The sequence below is a fragment of the Streptomyces sp. NPDC043853 genome (assembly GCF_056436025.1).
The window spans coordinates 418636-434887 of record NZ_JBWKDJ010000003.1 but is presented as its reverse complement, the minus strand read 5'-3'; the positions used below and the strand labels follow the sequence as shown (position 1 = coordinate 434887).

The window sequence follows — 16252 nt, the reverse complement described above, 5'->3', positions numbered from 1 at the left end:
GGACGCCCGGGATCCCCGGGACGTCCGGGATCCCCGAGATGCCCGAGATCCCCGAGGAACCGCTGCGGGCCAGCACCACCGAGGCCCGCACCCTGTCGGTGGCCCTGTTCCGCCGGCTGAAGGCCCTGGAAGAGGGAAGCCCGGAGTACTCGTACGTCCGCAACACCCTCGTCGAGCTCAACCTCAGCCTGGTGAAGTACGCGGCGCGGCGGTTCCGCAACCGCAGCGAGCCGGTCGAGGACATCATCCAGGTGGGCACGATCGGCCTGATCAAGGCGATCAACCGGTTCGACCCGGAGCGCGGGGTCGAGTTCACGACCTTCGCCATGCCCACCGTGACCGGTGAGATCAAGCGCTTCTTCCGGGACACCAGCTGGGCCGTGAAGGTGCCCCGCCACCTCCAGGAACTCCGCATCGACACCGCCAAGGCGTACGACGAGCTGGAGCAGGCCCTGGGCCGCGGCCCCACCGACACCGAGCTCGCCGAGCGTCTCGGCGTGCCCGAGGAGGAGGTCGCGGAGGGCCGCAAGGCCGCGCACGCCTACTCCACCCGCTCCCTGGACGCCCCGGTGCAGGAGGACGGCGACGCGTACGCGACGACGCCCTCCCTCGGCGAGGAGGAAGCCGCCTACGACCGGATCGAGTGCATGGAGGCGCTCAAGCCGCTCCTGGCCGAGCTGCCCGAGCGCGAGCGCACCCTGCTGTCGCTGCGGTTCGGCGGTGAGCTGACCCAGTCCGAGATCGGTCAGGTGCTCGGCCTCTCCCAGATGCACGTGTCCCGGCTGCTCACCCGTACGCTCACGAGGCTCCGGACCGGGCTGCTGACCGACCCCGAGCCGTCGGCGGACCCGGTGCCCCCCACCCGTTCACCGGCCCCCGCCGATCCGGCGGACACGGCACCTCCGCCCACACCGTCTTCCCGCCGCGCGGGTCGTCGTTCCGCGCCGTGCCCCAGCTCCGGGACAGCCGCTGCAGCACGATCAGCCCGTGCCCTCCCGCCTCGGCGGGGCCGGCGCCCCGGCGCCGCCGCGGGGGCTCGGGGCTCCCGTCGCTGACCTCGATCCGCAGCCGTTCGGCGGTACAGCGGAGCACCAGCTCCCTGGGGCCGCCGGCGTGCATGCACGCGTTGGTCACCACCTCGGAGACCAGTAGCAGCACGTCCTCGGCGGCCTCCTCCCGCTCCCGCTCCGGGGAGCCCGGGGAGCCCGGCACCGGGGACCGCGGAGCGCCCGCCCCGCCGTCACCCACCCCCTCGTCGGCCGCCCGGCCGTCACCCTCCGGGCCGGTCCAGTTCCAGTCGGCCAGCGCCCGCCGGGTGAAGTCCCGGCAGCGCCCGACCACGCCCGTGGTGGACCCGCCCAGCAGCAGCCGCCGGGTCTGTTCCACGCCCACGTCCACTCCCCTCACCCCCGATCGCCCGGCCCTCCGCCCCGCCGCCCGCACCGCGTCGCCGTCAGCTGTGCCAGTACGCGTGGTGCTGCTCGGCGATCCGGATGGAAACCAGGTCCTCGTCCTCGTACTGCCCGGTCTCGAAGTCCGGGCTCGCCTTGATCTGTGCCTTCGTCGCGGCGACGTGCACCGTCTCGTTCACCAGGTCGACGTCCTTCACCAGCCCGCCCGGGATCAGCTTCCGCCGCCCCAGGATCCACGGACCGGTGTCGACCACGATGTAAGCGCGGGCGGCCCCGAGGGAATGCTTGTCGATGTGACCGATGTGCCCGTCCGCCGCGTCCACCCGGAACCCGGCGAGGTCGGCGCCCACCACGTGCCCGCCGCTGTTGGCGTATGCCCACATCTCCGTACCCACCACGGCCTCCAAGGCGCTCCCGGCCCCCGCGTGCCTGTCGTCAGCTGCGCACCTACCCGCGAGCCCTCCACGCAATCACCGCAATTCAGGTAATCGTCGCAAGCCTCGCGTTCGCGGCAGGGTCAGACTGACAACGTCGGGCAGGACTTCTCGGTGTCCACATCGCGGACGCTTACTCTCGATTCATGAACGCAGACGTCGAGACCGTCAGAACGGCAGACCGGAAGCACGTCTTCCACTCCTGGTCCGCACAGGAGCTCATCGCCCCGCTCCCCGTGGCCGGGGCCGAGGGCTCGTACTTCTGGGACTACGAGGGCAACCGTTACCTGGACTTCAGCAGCGCGCTCGTCTACACCAACATCGGCTACCAACACCCCAAGGTGGTCGCCGCGGTCCAGGAGCAGGCCGCGAAGATGTGCACGGTCGCGCCGGGCTTCGCCGTGGACGTCCGCTCCGAGGCCGCCCGCCTGATCGCCGAGCGCACCCCGGGCGACCTCGACAAGATCTTCTTCACCAACGGCGGCGCCGAGGCGGTCGAGAACGCCGTCCGCATGGCGCGCCTGCACACCGGCCGGCCCAAGGTGCTGAGCGCGTACCGCTCGTACCACGGTGCGACCACCGGGGCGATCAACCTGACCGGTGACTCCCGGCGCTTCGGCAACGACTCGGCCACCGCCGGCGTCGTCCACTTCTGGGGCCCGTTCCTCTACCGCTCGGCCTTCCACGCCACCACCGAGGCCGAGGAGTGCGAGCGCGCCCTGCGCCACCTGGAGGACACCATCGTCTTCGAGGGCCCGCAGTCCATCGCCGCGATCCTCCTGGAGCCGGTGGTCGGCGCCGCGGGCGTGATCGTGCCGCCGGCCGGCTACCTCCCCGGCGTACGGGAACTCTGCGACCGCTACGGCATCGTGTTCATCCTCGACGAGGTCATGGTGGGCTTCGGCCGGACCGGAAAGTGGTTCGCCGCCGACCACTGGGACGTCACCCCCGATCTGCTCTGCTTCGCCAAGGGCGTGAACAGCGGCTACGTGCCGCTCGGCGGCGTGGCGATCTCCGCGGCCATCGCCGAGACCTTCGCCCGCCGCCCCTACCCCGGCGGTCTGACCTACTCCGGGCACGTGCTGGCCTGCGCCGCCGCCGTGGCGACGATCACCACCATGGCCGAGGAGGGCATCGTCGAGCGGTCCGCCCGCACCGGCGCGGAGCTGCTCGGTCCGGGCCTGCGCGAGCTGGCCGAACGGCACCCGTCGGTCGGTGAGGTCCGGGGCCTGGGCACCTTCTGGGCGCTGGAGCTCGTACGGAACCGGGAGACCCGCGAGCCGCTCGTCCCGTACGCGGCCTCCGGCGCCGACAACGCCCCGATGGGCGCCTTCGCCGAGGCCTGCAAGAAGGGCGGCCTGTGGCCGCTGGCGGCCGGGAACCGGCTGCACGTCGCGCCGCCGTGCACCATCGGCGCGGAGGACGTGGCCAGGGGCCTGGAGATCCTCGACGGGGCCCTCACCGTCGCGGACGCCCACATGGCCTGACGGGCGCACCCCCCGGTCGGCGGGGCACCGCGCCCGGTCGGCGGGGCACCGCGCCCGCCCCTCGGGGCACACCACCCGATCGGTGGGCACACCACCCCAACGGCACCAGAGCGCGCACGTCGGTTCATCCAGTTCGCGGGTGCTGCTTCCCGTATGTTTCGGCCCATTCCTAACAGGACGTAAACATGCTGCAATCCGAAGCAGCACCTACGGACCGGGATGCACGTCAGTCCCGGGGCGGTCCCCCGTGCGCAAGGAAGTACCGAGGGGCCGAACGGCGGGGGGCGGCACGCCGGGAATGGGCTCCGGGGCGGACCGCCGGACGCCGGGCGTACGGGATCCATTCATCCGGACTCCGTAACCCGAAGGAAGTCAGCGCATGAGCAAGCACGTCCTGGGCCAGAACCAGTACGGCAAGGCCGAGAACCGCATCGTCGTCGTCACCCGCAAGGGCAGCGACGGTTCCTGGCACGAGATCCGCGACCTGAACGTGTCGGTCGCGCTGCGCGGTGAGTTCCGCGACGTCCACCTGACCGGCGACAACACCAACTGCCTGCCGACCGACACCACCAAGAACACGGTGTACGCGTTCGGCAAGGAGCACGGCGTCGCCTCCCCCGAGGCCTTCGCCATTCACCTGGCCAAGCACTTCGTCTCCTCGCAGACCCCGATCCGCGAGGCGCAGATCCGCGTCGAGGAGTTCGCCTGGGAGCGGATCCCGGTCCCGACCCGCAAGGAGCAGCACTCCTTCGTCCGCAAGGGCCAGGAGGTGCGCACCGCGCAGATCACCTACAGCGAGTCCACCGGCCTGCAGGTCATCTCCGGTCTGAAGGACCTGACCGTGATGAACTCGACCAACTCCGAGTTCCACGGCTACATCAAGGACAAGTACACGACCCTGCAGGAGGCGTACGACCGCATCCTGGCCACCAAGGTCACCTCGCGCTGGGCGCACTCGGCCCTCGCCGCCGACGACGCCGAGTACGACTGGGACGGCTCGTACAAGAAGGTCCGCAAGCACATGCTGGAGGCCTTCGCCGAGACCTACTCCCTCTCGCTGCAGCAGACCCTGAACCAGATGGCCGAGCGGGTGCTGGACAACTGCCCGAAGGTCAACGAGGTCCGCCTGAACCTCCCCAACAAGCACCACTTCCTCGTCGACCTGGAGCCCTTCGGCCTCAAGAACGACAACGAGGTGTACTTCGCCGCGGACCGCCCCTACGGCCTGATCGAGGGCACCATCCACCGTGACGGTGTCCAGCCCGTGATCGCGACCAGCGACTGGATCGTGGCCTGAGCCTCCCCGCTCAACGCCCGGCCGCGGACTCCTCTGCCTCCCCGCAGGGCCCGCCCAGCCGCAGGTTCCACCGCCCCGCACGCCCACTGAGTTCGGTGAGCGTGCGGGGTTTGGCGTCCAGCCGCCAGAAGGTCGCGGGCGGCAGCCCGAGGGCGTGCACGACCGCCGCCCGTACGAAGGACTGTTCGACGGTGATCCGGTGCGTGCCCGGGGCCAGGCCGTCCAGCCAGCGGCCCACGCGCTCGACGAGACCGAGGACGGATTCGCCGCCGGGCGGCGCGTACGCGGGATCGGTGAGCCAGCTGCGGACCGCTTCCGGGTCCTCCGCGGCGACCTCGTCCAGGGTCCGGCCGGCCCAGTCCCCGTGCTCCGGACCGAACCGGTGTTCCCGCATGGCGGTGTCAAGGGGCGGGGTGACCAGCAGAACTCGTACCGAAGAGGGGTTCATAAAGGCAGCGTAAGCGCGGTACGGTCTGAGCCGACAAATACACAAGACGACGGACGGCGGAAGTACCGGTGAGAATCCGGCACGGTCGCGCCACTGTGAAAGTCAGACCCGCCACCGTCGGACGTGCACCACTGACCGGGACGCGTGTTCCCCTGGAGGTACTGCCATGGCTCACTCCGCCGTGCCCGCGACGACCGATTCCGCTGCGATCGTCGCCCCCATCTCGCTCAAGACCCTCGCCCCCTGGGCCGTGTTCACCGGCGTCCTGATGCTGGTCCTGCTCTACTTCATCGGTGCCGAGCAGGGCGCCACCGCCGTCTTCGAGGGCGAGACCGTCCACGAGTGGCTGCACGACGGCCGCCACCTGCTCGGCTTCCCCTGCCACTGAGCCACCGGCTCCGAGAACCAGGGGAACCACTGTGAACTCCGTTTCGCCCCGTGCTCTGTTGATCCGGGGCATGCTCGCCGGCCTGCTGGCCGGCGCGGCCGCCTTCCTCGTCGCCTACCTGATCGGTGAGTCGAAGGTGGACGCGGCCATCGCCATCGAGGAGGCCGCCGCCCACGGCCACGACCACGGTGAGGAGGCCCCGGTCAGCCGGGCCCTCCAGGCCACCGCCGGGCTCGGTACCGGCGTGCTGCTCTACGGGGTCGCGCTCGGCGGTATCGCCGCGCTCGTCTTCGCCTTCGCGCTGGGCCGGATCGGCCGGTTCTCGCCGCGCGCGACGGCCGCCCTGACCACGGGCGCGCTGTTCGTGACGGTGACTCTGGTGCCGTTCTTCAAGTACCCGGCGAACCCGCCGGCCGTCGGGGATCCCGAGACCGCGGGCCGCCGTACGGCCCTCTACCTGCTGATGATCGCGCTGAGCGTACTGCTGGCGGCCGGCGCGGTGATCCTGGGCCGGCGGCTGGCGCCCGCCCTCGGCCACTGGAACGCGAGTGTGGCCGGCGCCGGGGGCTTCGTCGCCGCGGTCGCCCTCGCGTACGCCCTCCTGCCCGGTATCGACGAGGTCCCGGCGGACTTCCCCGCCACCCTCATCTGGCAGTTCCGGCTCGTGTCCCTGGCGATCCAGGCGACCCTGTGGGCGACTTTCGGCCTGGTCTTCGGAGCTCTTGCCGAACGTCTGCTTGTCCCTGCGGCCGCCTCCCGTGAAGCTGTCAAGGAGGCGGTAGCGCCGACGCGTTGACGTCGGTACGACGTGGGGGCGGGGGCCGGTACATGACGCGGGCGGCGATCTGGCAGTGGCACGGCTGGACCGGGGCCGCCCCGCTCTGGCTGAACACGGGGATGCTGGCACTGATCCCCTTCACCAGCGGGCCGCTGCCCGCCCAGATCGCCCTCATCACGGCCATGGCCGCCCTCGGCGGGCTGTTCCGGCAGCTCTGGTTCGGGGACTACGGCCACCCCGCCGTGCACATCGCCGCCGCGCTGCTGGGCGCGGCGGCGGTGGCGCTCGTGGCGGTCTGACCGCCGGAGGCCCGCCGTCCGTTCGGCGGTGCGGCCGGCCGGGGTGTATCCATCCGCCGCCCGGGGGTTTCTGCGGGCCCGATGGAGATCCCTCCCGGCGTGTCGGGGCACGGTCCCGGCATGAGCGGTCCGCGGTACGCACTGACGAAGGCCCTGACGGTGGCCTGTGTGGTGCTGCTCGCCCTTTTCGCCCCCGGCGCCGGAGCCGCCTCCGCGGCCGCCGCCGGAGCGGCGGAGCCGCGGCCCGCCTCTTCCGCGCCGCCCGCCGAACCCGATCCGTGTGCGGATCCGGAACCGCGGGCGGCGGTACGGACGGCCGTCCGCGGAACTCCGGTCGGGCAGCGGCCCGCCCCGGCCTGGCGGCCGTCGGCGGCTCCGGCCCCGCGGGACCTCCCGTGCGGCCGGACGGTCTCCGGGGAGCCGGGCGGAGCCCGGTGGACGGCGGTACGGAGCGTGGTCCTGCGCTGCTGAGGGCACCGAGCAGCGGAGGACCACGCCCACTCACCCAGCCGACACCCGAGGTGCCGTCATGCCCATCGACCCCTTCGCGGCCCTGAACGCCATGCTCCGCGCCGAGGCGGCGCGCTTCTCACCGCCCCCGCCCGCGCCGGCCGCCCCGTCCGCCCCGGCCGCTTCCTCGCCCCAGCAGCACGCGGATCCGGAGCCTGCCGGGCCGGCCGGTGAGGACCGTGCGTTCGGCCCGGCCGACCAGGGCCTTCGGCCCGATGCCGGACAGGTCCCGCACGAAGCACACTGACGGCGTGCGCCGGCTCCCGTCCTCGCCTCGCGAGGCACGGGAGCCGGCGCCCCAGGGGTCAGGGCTCGCGGGTGTGGTAGCGGTAGAAGGCGCAGATCCCGACGAACGCGCCGGTCAGCAGCCCGATGCCGGCCGACCTCAGGACGCTGTCCCCGGTGAGGCTGTAGAGGTAACCCATGGCGATGGCGGAGAACGCGCCGTACGCGGTGGCGCGCAGCTCCTGCGGCACCCGCCGGTCCATCCGGTCCAGGGCGAACAGGGCACCCGCGAAGATCACGCCGCACAGGATCCCGTAGAAGACGTTGGCCGCGTCGACCGGTCCCATCTGGCGCTTCATGAAGGCCGCGTAGATCCCGTAGACGGTTCCCAGCAGCAGGGGGCCGACGTACGCGCTCTTTCTCAGGTGGTGCCGCTCCGCCGCGTGCCGCGGGGCGGTGGGGACCGCTTGTGCCATGACGGGGCTCCTTCCCTCTCCCCCGTCATCCAGGGCACACCCGGCGACCGCCCCGGGCAACTTGGATCACCGGGCCGTCAGGGGCACCCGTACCGCCCGCATCAGCCGCGGACGGCGACGGCGTCCATCTCGAAGAGCATCCCGGGCAGGGCCAGGGAGGCCACGCCGATCAGGGTCTGCGCGGGCAGTTCGGTGCCCCAGGTGGCGTGCAGGTGCTTCAGCAGCACCTCCAGCTTCCCCAGGTCGTGGTCGACGACGTAGGTACCGAGGCGGACCACGTCGGAGGGGCCGAGGCCGGCCGCCTCCAGGGCGGTGCGCAGGTTCGCGAAGGTCTGCTCGACCTGCGCCTCGAAGTCCTCGGAGACCACCTGCCCCTCGGCGTCCGAGCCGTACTGGCCGGCTATGAAGACCTGCTCGCCGGGGGCGGAGACCACGTGGCTGTAGCCGAAGCCGGTGGGGTCGTGGAGACCTGCCGGGTTGATGATGCTGCGCGTCATTGCGAACTCCTCAGTGTCTGCCGTGGGTGTGCCGTGGGTGTCTTCCGAAGGTGTCGTGCGAGCGGTGCGGGCGGCTACCGGCCCGCGTCGAGCCAGGCGCGCAGCCGTCCGGCGGCCTCGGGGGCCTGCCGTTCGGCCTGCTGCCGGATCTCGTCGAGGGTCTGCGCCGCCAGTTCGCGGCGCCAGGCCAGCTCGGCCCGGTTCATGGCGTGCGCGATCGCGCAGTCGGCGGTGTAGGCGGCGGCCGGGCCTCCGCCGGGGCCCTGCTGCCGGATCTCCGTACAGCGGAAGGCCTCCTCGGCGCCTTCGATCGCGGCGACCACGTCCATGAGCGAGATGCGGTCCAGCGGGCGGGCGAGCCGGAAGCCGCCCTTCGGGCCCGGGGTGGACGTGACGATGCCCGCCCGGGCCAGCGCCTGCAGCTGCTTGTTGAGGTAGGCCGGGGGCAGTTCGTGCCAGGCGGCCAGGCGGGCCGCCGAGACCGCCCGGTCCCCGCTCCAGGCCAGGTTCACGCAGCTGTGCAGGGCCCATTCGACGCCCTCGCTCATCCTCATAATCTGGATATTACATATCCAGATTAATTCGATCAACCCTTTCGGGTGCCCGCCCCCACCCGCACGCAGCACCACCGGTCGCGGCACGCCCGGCCCCCGTCGTTCCCTGGTGCCGTGCGCACCTTCGTCTCGGCCGTCCTCATCGCGCTCATGGCGCTCCTCGTACCGCTGAGCGCCGTCGCGTACTGGGCCGACCGCGAACTGGGCGACGTCGACCGCTACACCGCCGCCATGTCCCCGCTCGCCGAGGACCCCGCCGTCCAGCACGTGGTCGTCACCCAGGCGACCAAGGCCATCTCCGGGCAGATCGACGCCGGACCGTTCCAGGGCGGGGTGGAGGCCCTGCTCTCGGAGGCACTGGGCTCCTTCACCGGCACCCCGGCCTACCGGACCGCCTGGGACACCGCGAACCGGGCCGCGCACGCTGCCTTCCTCAAGGCCCTGACCACCGGTGAAGGCAACGCCGTCACCCTCGACCTCGCCCCGGTGGTGCAGCAGATCAAGGGACAGCTGGTGGCCGACGGGGTGCCGTTCGCCGACCGCATCCCCGTCACCCACACCGAGATCGAGGTCGTCCAGTACGACAACCTCGGCGCGCTCCGGAGGGTCTTCCGCATGCTGCAGATCGCCGGCATCTGGCTGCCCGTGCTGACCCTGCTGCTCGCCGTGGGGGCGGTGGCGGTCGCCGTCCGCCGCCGACGCGCGGTCCTGGCCACCGGCCTCGGGCTGGCCGTCGGGGCCGGGCTGCTGTGGATCGCGGTGCTGGTCTGCCGCCGGATGGTCCTGCGCGACCTGCCGCCCGATGTGGACCGGCCGGCGGCCGAGGCCGTCTACGACGCGCTGACCGCGTTCCTGCGCACCACCGCCTGGGTGGTGCTGGCCGTCGGACTCGCCGTGGCGCTCGCCGCCTGGCTGACGGGCCGCCTGCGCCGCACCCGCGGCCGCCCCGGCACCCCATAAGCTCGGACTCATCCGCAGAAGGACACAAGAGGACCGGTAGCGCACGGAGGAACCGGTAAGGCACGGAAGCACCGGTTAAGCACAGGGAAACCGGTTGGGCACGGAAGCACCGGTAAGGCACGGAAAGGGCATGAACACGGAACAGATACCGACTCCGCCCGGGTCCTCGGCGGCGGCCCGACCGGACCGGCACCGCCGGAGTCCCCTCGCCCCGCCCGGCTGGCTGCTCAAGGGACTGCGCCCGAGCTCCGCGCCCGTGCCCTGGGCCGCCGTGGTGCGGGCCGGCATCGCCCTGTCCGCGCCGCTCGCCGCCGGTTTCGCCCTGGACGAGCCCGAGTACGGTGCGCTCGTCTCCATGGGCGCCCTGTCCGGGGTGATCGGCGACACCGCCGACGCGTACCGGATGCGGATCCTGAACATCGCCGTGCCGCAGCTGTTCGGCGCGGCCGGCGTGGCCCTCGGCACCCTCGCCTACGGCCGGGGCTGGGTCGCCGTCGGGGTGCTCACCCTGGTCGCGCTTGTCTCCGGGATGATCTCCACGATCGGCACGGTCGCCTCCGTCGCGGGGCTGCTGCTCCTGCTCAACGCCGTGGTCGGGGCCGGAATCCCGATGCCGGAGCCCTGGTGGACCGCGCCCGTACTGCTCGCCGCCGGCGGACTGTTCGTGCTGCTGCTCACCCTGCTGGGCTGGCCGCTGCGCGGGCGGCAGCCCGAACGGGCCGCGGTCGCGGCGACGTACCGCTCGCTGGCCGGGCTGCTGGAGGCGGCGGGCGGGCCCCCGTCCGCGTACGAGGAGCACCGGCACGCCGTCACCCAGGCGCTCGACCAGGCGTACGACCTGGTGCTGGGGCGGCGGGCCCGGGTGCACGGCCGGAGCCCCTCGCTGGTGCGGATGCTGGCGCAGCTCAACGCCGTCATCCCGCTGGTCGAGGCGGCACCCGCGGCGCACCTGCGCGGGCGGCCGCTGCCGCGGGAGATCCCCGCGGCGGTACGGCGGCTCGCCGACGCCGTGGAGTCGGGACGCGCCGAGCGGGTGGTCCTGGAGCTGCCGGAGCCGCCCGCGGGCGTGCAGTCCGCGCGGGCCATCGACACCGGGCTGCGGCACGCCGCCGACGTCGTCGCGGAGCGGGACCCGTACCGGCACAACATCGACGACCGGCTCGGCCGTCCCGCGGCCCTGCGGATCCGGGTGCGCCGGGCGGCCCGCGGGGTGCTGTTCTCGGGGGCCTCCTGGCGCTACGGCCTGCGGCTGGCCCTGTGCATCGGGCTCGCCCAGGCGCTGGTGTCGGTGGTCGAGGTCGAGCACTCGTACTGGGTACCGCTGACGGTCACCTTCGTCCTCAAACCCGACTTCGGGTCGGTGTTCTCGCGGGCGGTGCTGCGCGCGCTGGGCACGGCGGGCGGTCTGGTGATCGCGGCGGCGGTGCTGGGCGAGGTGCCCCGCGGCTGGTGGGACGTTCCGGTGATGCTGGTGCTGGGGGCGCTCATCCCGGCCTTCTCGGTGAAGGGGTACGCCTTCCAGACCGCGGCGATCACCCCGGTGATCCTGCTGCTGTCCGACCTGCTCAACCATGCCGGCTTCGACCTGATCCGCCCGCGGCTGCTGGACAGCCTGATCGGCTGCGGGATCGTACTCGTCGCGGGCTACCTGCTGTGGCCGGAGAGCTGGCACACCCGGATCGGCGACCGGCTGGCGGACGCGGTGGACGACGCCGCGGGGTACGTGGAGCGGGCCTTCGGGCCGCTGCCGGCGGGTTCCGCCGCCGATCCGGAAGCGGCCGTACGGGCGGCCCGTACGGTCCGGCTCCAGGCCCGGCGCCGGATCTACCGCGACCTGTCGTCGGTGCGCTGCGAGTTCCAGCGGGCCCTGACGGAGCCGCCGCCGACGGGTGCCCGGGCGGCTGCGTGGTGGCCGCTGGTGGTGGCGGTGGAACGGATCGTGGACGCGACGACGGCGGCCCGGGTCCGCGTCAACCACGGCGCGCCGCCGCCATCGCCCGAGGAGGTCACGGAGGTCGTCGCCGAGCTGCACGGCCTCGCGGACGGCATCCGCAGCAGTGCCGAACCCTACGCGGTCCAGGCCGCCCTGAACGCCCACGAGCCGGGCGTCCTCTCCCCGCTCCGCCAGGAGGTGGCCGCCGCCCGCGCCATCACGTCCCCGTCCTGACGCGGCCCGGCGCGGGGTCCCCCGGACGGGTGCCGGGCCGGGCCGGGTGTGCCGGAGCGGGGGAGCATCGAAGGCATGCGGTATCGCACGGCCATGGCGGCCACGGGCGCCCTCCTCGCGGCAGCGGCCGGCTGCGCGGACATCGAGGGGCTGCAGAGCGAAGGCGATCTCGGTCGGGCACACGCCCCGCTGACGCTGTGGAAGGGGCTGCGGCCGTCCCCGCCGCCGCCCGGGCAGACGCCCGGCGCACCCGCCGCCGTCCCCGGCCTGCCGGCCGTGCCCTCCGGCAGCATGCGCGGGGTCGACCCGATCGGCGTCCTCCGCGCGGACTTCGCCTCCGCCGCCCGGCAGGACGGCGGCACCGGCCGGCTCGTCGACCCCCGGGCGGTCGGGCGGCTCGCGCGCTGTACACAGGCTGTGGACAGCCGCGGCGAAGGAGCGGACCGCGGCAAGGACTGCCCCGTCCGGCCGCCCGTGCTGCACGACCTCACCGGGGACGGCAAGGAGGACCTGATCACCGCCGTGGACCTGGACGGCCGGCTCAGCGAACTGCGCGTCTACACCGTGCGCAACGGCCGCATCACCCGGGTCCTGTCCCGCCGGGCCGTGCTGGAGGGCGTCGAGGTGGCCGCCGAGCACCTCGCGGTGCGCGAGCCCACGTCCAATCCCCGCCTCGTCGCCGTCTCCGACTACGTCTGGGACCCGCGCACCGGGAACATGGACCTCGCCCAGCTCAGCCTCGACGACTGCCCCGCCCCCGAGCAGGGTTCCGAGCTGTGCCCGCAGATCGGGACCTGAGGGGACCGGCGACGCATGGGCAGCCTCCGGTGGAAGATCGCGGCCAGCACCACCGCCGTGTGCTGCACGGTCGCCGCCGTCCTCGGCGTCCTCGTGCACGACGTGGTGGCCCGGCAGATCGTCGGCGAGGTCCGCAAGGAGATCCGCGCCGAACTGGAATTCGCGCTCGCCTCGTACGAGTACGGCACCGCGCTCGACCCGAAGAAGAGCGCCCTGGACCCGCCCGGGCTGCCCGCCCCGCTGCGCCGCCTCGTGGCCCGCGGTGACACCGGCAGCATGACCGGCGAACGCGACGGCAAGCCCGTGATGTGGGCGGCCGGCCCCGCCGACGGCAAGCCGCTCGCGGTCTGGGCGCCGTACGGGGAGACCCGACGCCGGCTCCGGGACCTCGACGTGGCCATCCTCGCGGCCTCCGCGCTGGCCGCCGCGCTGGTCACCCTGGCCGGCCTGTTCCTCGCCGGCCGGATCAGCCGCCGCCTGTCCACCACCGCCGCCGTGGCCCGCAGGATCAGCGCGGGGGACCTCGACGCCCGGGTGGGCCTGCCCGCCGAGGACACCCGCGACGGCCGCCGCCACCGGGACGAAGTCCGCGACGTGGCCCTCGCCCTGGACACCATGGCCGAGTCCCTGCAGTCCCGGCTGGAGGCGGAGAAGCGCTTCACCGCGGACGTCGCGCACGAGCTGCGCACCCCGCTGACCGGCTCCCTCGCCGCGGCCTCGCTGCTGCCCGAGGGCCGACCCAAGGAAATGATCAACGACCGGCTACGGGCGCTGCACCTGCTCACCGAAGACCTGCTGGAGATCTCCCGGCTGGACTCCGGGGTGGAGCGCGCCGACCTCGAACCCCTCGAACTGGGCCCGGTGGTACGCCGGATCGTCGCGGCGGGAACGGCTGCCGGAGCCACCGCCGCCGAGGTCACGGTCGTACGGGACGCGGTGGTGCTCACCGACCGCCGAAGGCTGGACCGGATCCTGGCGAACCTGCTGGTCAACGCCCAACGGCACGGCCGTCCACCGGTAGAGGTGACCGTGGACGGCCCGGAGGTCGCGGTCCGCGACCACGGCCCGGGCTATCCGCCCGAGCTGATCGAAGCCGGCCCCATGCGCTTCCGCACCGGGGATCCGGGGCGGGGCCGGGGCCACGGCCTGGGCCTGACCATCGTGGTGGGCCAGGCCGCGGTCCTGAAGATCGGACTGATCTTCGCCAACGCGCCGGACGGCGGCGCGCTGACGAAGCTCGTCCTGCCCCTCGACGAGGGACAGGACGAGCGGGCCGAAGAGAACTGACGGGTCAGACGCCGATGTTGCGGCCGTCCTTGCGCCAGACGCTCACGACCGCCGGGCGGACCATCTTGCCCGGGCCGTCGGGCCACGCCGAGGCCGGGTTCTCCACGCTGGCGCCGTCGATCTCGCCCGGGTGCTGGACGGAGACCAGCACCCGCTTGTCCTGGATGAGCGGGCCGCAGGTCTCCGCGCCCTTGGGCACGGTCAGGAACTGCTTCAGCTCGCCGCGGCGCTCGCCGCTGACCGCGACGCCGAACAGGCCGTCGTGCGAACCGAGCTGGTTGCCGTCGGTGGAGATCCACAGGTTGCCGTGCGGGTCGAAGGCCACGTTGTCCGGGCAGGAGATCGGGCTGACCTTGTCCTTCGGGAAGCCCGCGAAGTAGGTGGCCGGGTCGCCCGGGTCACCGGCGACCAGGAACAGGCGCCAGGCGAAGGCGTCGCCGGCCGGGTCGTCGAAGCTCTCCGCGAGCTCCAGGATCTGGCCGTGCTTGTTGGCGTTGCGCGGGTTGGCCTCGTCGGCGGGGGCCGCGCCGGCGGTACCGCGCTTGGTGTTGTTGGTCAGCGCGACGTAGACCCGGCCGGTGCGCGGCGAGGGCTCGACGTCCTCGGGGCGGTCCATCTTGGTGGCGCCCACCTTGTCGGCGGCCTGCCGCGTGAAGATGTACACCTCCTCGGCGGTGAAGCCCTCCACGTGCGAGACGTTGCCGGTGGCGAGCGGGATCCACACGCCGGTGCCGTCGAACTGGCCGTCCGAGGGGTACTTGCCGCTGCCGTCGATCTGCTCGGCCGGGGAGTCGCCGGTCAGCTTGGCGACGTAGAGGGTGCCCTCGTCGAGGAGCGTGAGGTTGTGCTCCTTCGCGGCGCGGCTGTTGCCCTTCTTCATCTGCTTGCTGGAGACGAACTTGTAGAAGTAGTCGAAGCGCTCGTCGTCGCCCATGTAGACGACCGGACGGCCGTCCTCGGTGAGGCGGGGCTGCGCGGCCTCGTGCTTGAAGCGGCCCAGCGCGGTGCGCTTGCGCGGCACGGAGTTCGGGTCGTACGGGTCGAGCTCGACGACCCAGCCGAAGCGGTTGGCCTCGTTGGGCTCCTGGGCGACGTCGAAGCGCTTGTCGAAACGCTCCCACTTGCGCTCGGAGGCGGCGCCGGTGATGCCGTAGCGCTTGAGGCGGGCGGCCTGGACGGGCTCGGTGACGGAGCCGCCGTTGGCGAAGTACTGGTTGAAGTTCTCCTCGCCGTGGAGGGTGGTGCCCCACGGGGTGGTGCCGCCGGCGCAGTTGTTGAGGGTGCCGAGCACCTTCGTGCCGGACGCGTCGACGGAGGTCTTCAGCAGGTCGCTGCCGGCGGCCGGGCCGGTGAGGCGGAACTCGCTGGTCGTGTGGAGGCGGCGGTTGAGCTGGTGGCGGCTGACGGCGGTCAGCTTGCCGCTGCGGTGGTCCTCCTGGACGACGACCACGGACAGGCCGTGCGCGGCCCAGGCGATCTCGACCTGCTCCTTGGTGGGGTTGGCCGGGTCGTAGCCCTTGAACATCAGGACTTCGTCGGTGTACTCGTGGTTGGCGACGAGCAGCTGCTGGCGCTCGTAGCCGCTGCCGAACGGGAGCAGGCTGAGGAAGTCGTTGTTGTAGCCGAACTGACCGGCCTGGGCGGCGGCGGTCTGCTTGTCGGCGTTGAAGCCCGGGGCGCCCTTGATGATCGGGTCGCCCCACTTGATGACCACGTTCTGCGCGTAGCCCTCGGGGATGGTGACCTGGTCGGCGGTGTTCGGGGCGACCGAGGCGAAGCGGAGGCCGCGGGCGGCCTGGCCGGCGGACTCGGCGCCGGCGGCGGCCGCGTCACCCTCGGCGGCCACGGCGGTGCCGCCGCTCTGGCTCACCGCGATGGAGCTGCCGACGGCACCGGCGACGGTGACCACGGCGGCGGCGCGCATCATGGACCGGCGGGAGTAGGCCTTGGCTATGACGTCGCCCGCGTACTCGTTGTCGCTGGTGTTGGGCACCTCGTGGAAGCACGCGTCACCACACCGGTAACGGCAGGTGAGAGCGGAACGGTTGCCTCCGTGATTGTTGGACAAAAGGGGCAGCAGCTTGCGCACGACGGCGTCCTCCGGGTAGGTACACGGCGACGCCCCCTGCGCCGACAACGTGTCGGAACGAATCCAGCGGTGACGGTAAGTGGGCGTTGCGCCACTACGGCGGCACGTGGATGAACGCTGCGTGAACGCGACGGGTCAGAGCGGGA

At 72.7% G+C, this 16252-nt stretch carries 18 protein-coding genes and 1 pseudogene; 12 read left to right on the top strand and 7 right to left on the bottom strand.

Annotated elements, in window-relative coordinates; genetic code table 11:
• Nucleotides 1-38 precede the first annotated feature (38 nt).
• Nucleotides 39-830: pseudogene (locus AC067U_RS10790) on the top strand (SigB/SigF/SigG family RNA polymerase sigma factor); the annotation flags it as partial.
• Here the strand turns inward: AC067U_RS10790 and AC067U_RS10785 are convergent.
• The gene (locus AC067U_RS10785) at nt 799-1119 is read right to left on the bottom strand and encodes an ATP-binding protein (protein ID WP_478829581.1); all 321 of its coding nucleotides are present in this window, start codon (nt 1117-1119) and stop codon (nt 799-801) included. The pseudogene AC067U_RS10790 and the gene AC067U_RS10785 sit on opposite strands and share 32 nt — an antisense overlap.
• Before the next feature lie 334 nt (nt 1120-1453).
• Nucleotides 1454-1807, bottom strand: a complete 354-nt coding sequence (locus AC067U_RS10780) for a PRC-barrel domain containing protein (protein ID WP_478829294.1) — start codon at nt 1805-1807, stop codon at nt 1454-1456.
• A gap of 185 nt (nt 1808-1992) precedes the next feature.
• Here AC067U_RS10780 and AC067U_RS10775 point away from each other — a divergent pair, with 185 nt between their 5' ends.
• Complete coding sequence (locus AC067U_RS10775; RefSeq protein ID WP_478829293.1) at nt 1993-3333, top strand: aminotransferase class III-fold pyridoxal phosphate-dependent enzyme; 1341 nt, start codon at nt 1993-1995, stop codon at nt 3331-3333.
• A 379-nt stretch (nt 3334-3712) separates the two neighbouring features.
• A complete protein-coding gene (gene pucL / locus AC067U_RS10770) occupies nt 3713-4630 on the top strand; it encodes a factor-independent urate hydroxylase (RefSeq protein ID WP_478829292.1) in 918 nt (305 codons plus the stop codon).
• A 10-nt stretch (nt 4631-4640) separates the two neighbouring features.
• On the opposite strand, the gene AC067U_RS10765 is transcribed toward pucL, so the two are convergent.
• Complete coding sequence (locus AC067U_RS10765; RefSeq protein WP_478829291.1) at nt 4641-5078, bottom strand: histidine phosphatase family protein; 438 nt, start codon at nt 5076-5078, stop codon at nt 4641-4643.
• Nucleotides 5079-5244: 166 nt separating this feature from the next.
• Here AC067U_RS10765 and AC067U_RS10760 point away from each other — a divergent pair, with 166 nt between their 5' ends.
• The 5 genes from AC067U_RS10760 (at nt 5245) to AC067U_RS10740 (ending at nt 7300) form a co-directional block, all read left to right on the top strand.
• On the top strand, nt 5245-5466 hold the full coding sequence (locus AC067U_RS10760) for a CbtB domain-containing protein (protein WP_478829290.1): 222 nt from the start codon (nt 5245-5247) through the stop codon (nt 5464-5466).
• Between the two features lie 31 nt (nt 5467-5497).
• Nucleotides 5498-6262: a CbtA family protein gene (locus AC067U_RS10755; protein WP_478829289.1), complete on the top strand. Its 765-nt coding sequence runs from the start codon at nt 5498-5500 to the stop codon at nt 6260-6262.
• 32 nt (nt 6263-6294) lie between these two features.
• On the top strand, nt 6295-6543 hold the full coding sequence (locus AC067U_RS10750; protein ID WP_478829288.1) for a hypothetical protein: 249 nt from the start codon (nt 6295-6297) through the stop codon (nt 6541-6543).
• Between the two features lie 120 nt (nt 6544-6663).
• Nucleotides 6664-7014, top strand: coding sequence for a hypothetical protein (locus tag AC067U_RS10745; RefSeq protein WP_478829287.1), 351 nt, complete (start codon nt 6664-6666; stop codon nt 7012-7014).
• Nucleotides 7015-7072: 58 nt separating this feature from the next.
• Complete coding sequence (locus AC067U_RS10740) at nt 7073-7300, top strand: hypothetical protein (RefSeq protein WP_478829286.1); 228 nt, start codon at nt 7073-7075, stop codon at nt 7298-7300.
• Nucleotides 7301-7358: 58 nt separating this feature from the next.
• Here the strand turns inward: AC067U_RS10740 and AC067U_RS10735 are convergent, their stop codons facing one another.
• The 3 genes from AC067U_RS10735 to AC067U_RS10725 all read right to left on the bottom strand — a co-directional run bounded on the left by AC067U_RS10735 (nt 7359) and on the right by AC067U_RS10725 (nt 8799).
• The gene (locus AC067U_RS10735; RefSeq protein WP_478829285.1) at nt 7359-7754 is read right to left on the bottom strand and encodes a hypothetical protein; all 396 of its coding nucleotides are present in this window, start codon (nt 7752-7754) and stop codon (nt 7359-7361) included.
• Between the two features lie 101 nt (nt 7755-7855).
• Nucleotides 7856-8251 (bottom strand): RidA family protein, encoded by a 396-nt coding sequence (locus AC067U_RS10730; RefSeq protein ID WP_478829284.1) that lies wholly within the window; start codon nt 8249-8251, stop codon nt 7856-7858.
• 74 nt (nt 8252-8325) lie between these two features.
• Nucleotides 8326-8799, bottom strand: coding sequence for an RrF2 family transcriptional regulator (locus AC067U_RS10725; protein WP_478829283.1), 474 nt, complete (start codon nt 8797-8799; stop codon nt 8326-8328).
• 120 nt (nt 8800-8919) lie between these two features.
• Between AC067U_RS10725 and AC067U_RS10720 the strand changes: the two genes are divergently transcribed.
• The 4 genes from AC067U_RS10720 to AC067U_RS10705 all read left to right on the top strand — a co-directional run bounded on the left by AC067U_RS10720 (nt 8920) and on the right by AC067U_RS10705 (nt 14017).
• Complete coding sequence (locus tag AC067U_RS10720) at nt 8920-9765, top strand: hypothetical protein (RefSeq protein ID WP_478829282.1); 846 nt, start codon at nt 8920-8922, stop codon at nt 9763-9765.
• Nucleotides 9766-9895: 130 nt separating this feature from the next.
• Entirely contained in the window at nt 9896-11932 is a 2037-nt protein-coding gene (locus AC067U_RS10715; RefSeq protein WP_478829281.1) for an FUSC family protein, read from the top strand.
• Between the two features lie 75 nt (nt 11933-12007).
• Nucleotides 12008-12730, top strand: a complete 723-nt coding sequence (locus AC067U_RS10710; RefSeq protein ID WP_478829280.1) for a hypothetical protein — start codon at nt 12008-12010, stop codon at nt 12728-12730.
• Nucleotides 12731-12745: 15 nt separating this feature from the next.
• On the top strand, nt 12746-14017 hold the full coding sequence (locus AC067U_RS10705) for an ATP-binding protein (RefSeq protein ID WP_478829279.1): 1272 nt from the start codon (nt 12746-12748) through the stop codon (nt 14015-14017).
• Between the two features lie 4 nt (nt 14018-14021).
• On the opposite strand, the gene AC067U_RS10700 is transcribed toward AC067U_RS10705, so the two are convergent.
• Nucleotides 14022-16106 carry a PhoX family protein gene (locus tag AC067U_RS10700; RefSeq protein ID WP_478829278.1) on the bottom strand — a complete coding sequence of 695 codons (2085 nt, stop codon included), beginning with the start codon at nt 16104-16106 and terminating at the stop codon, nt 14022-14024.
• Nucleotides 16107-16252 lie beyond the last annotated feature (146 nt).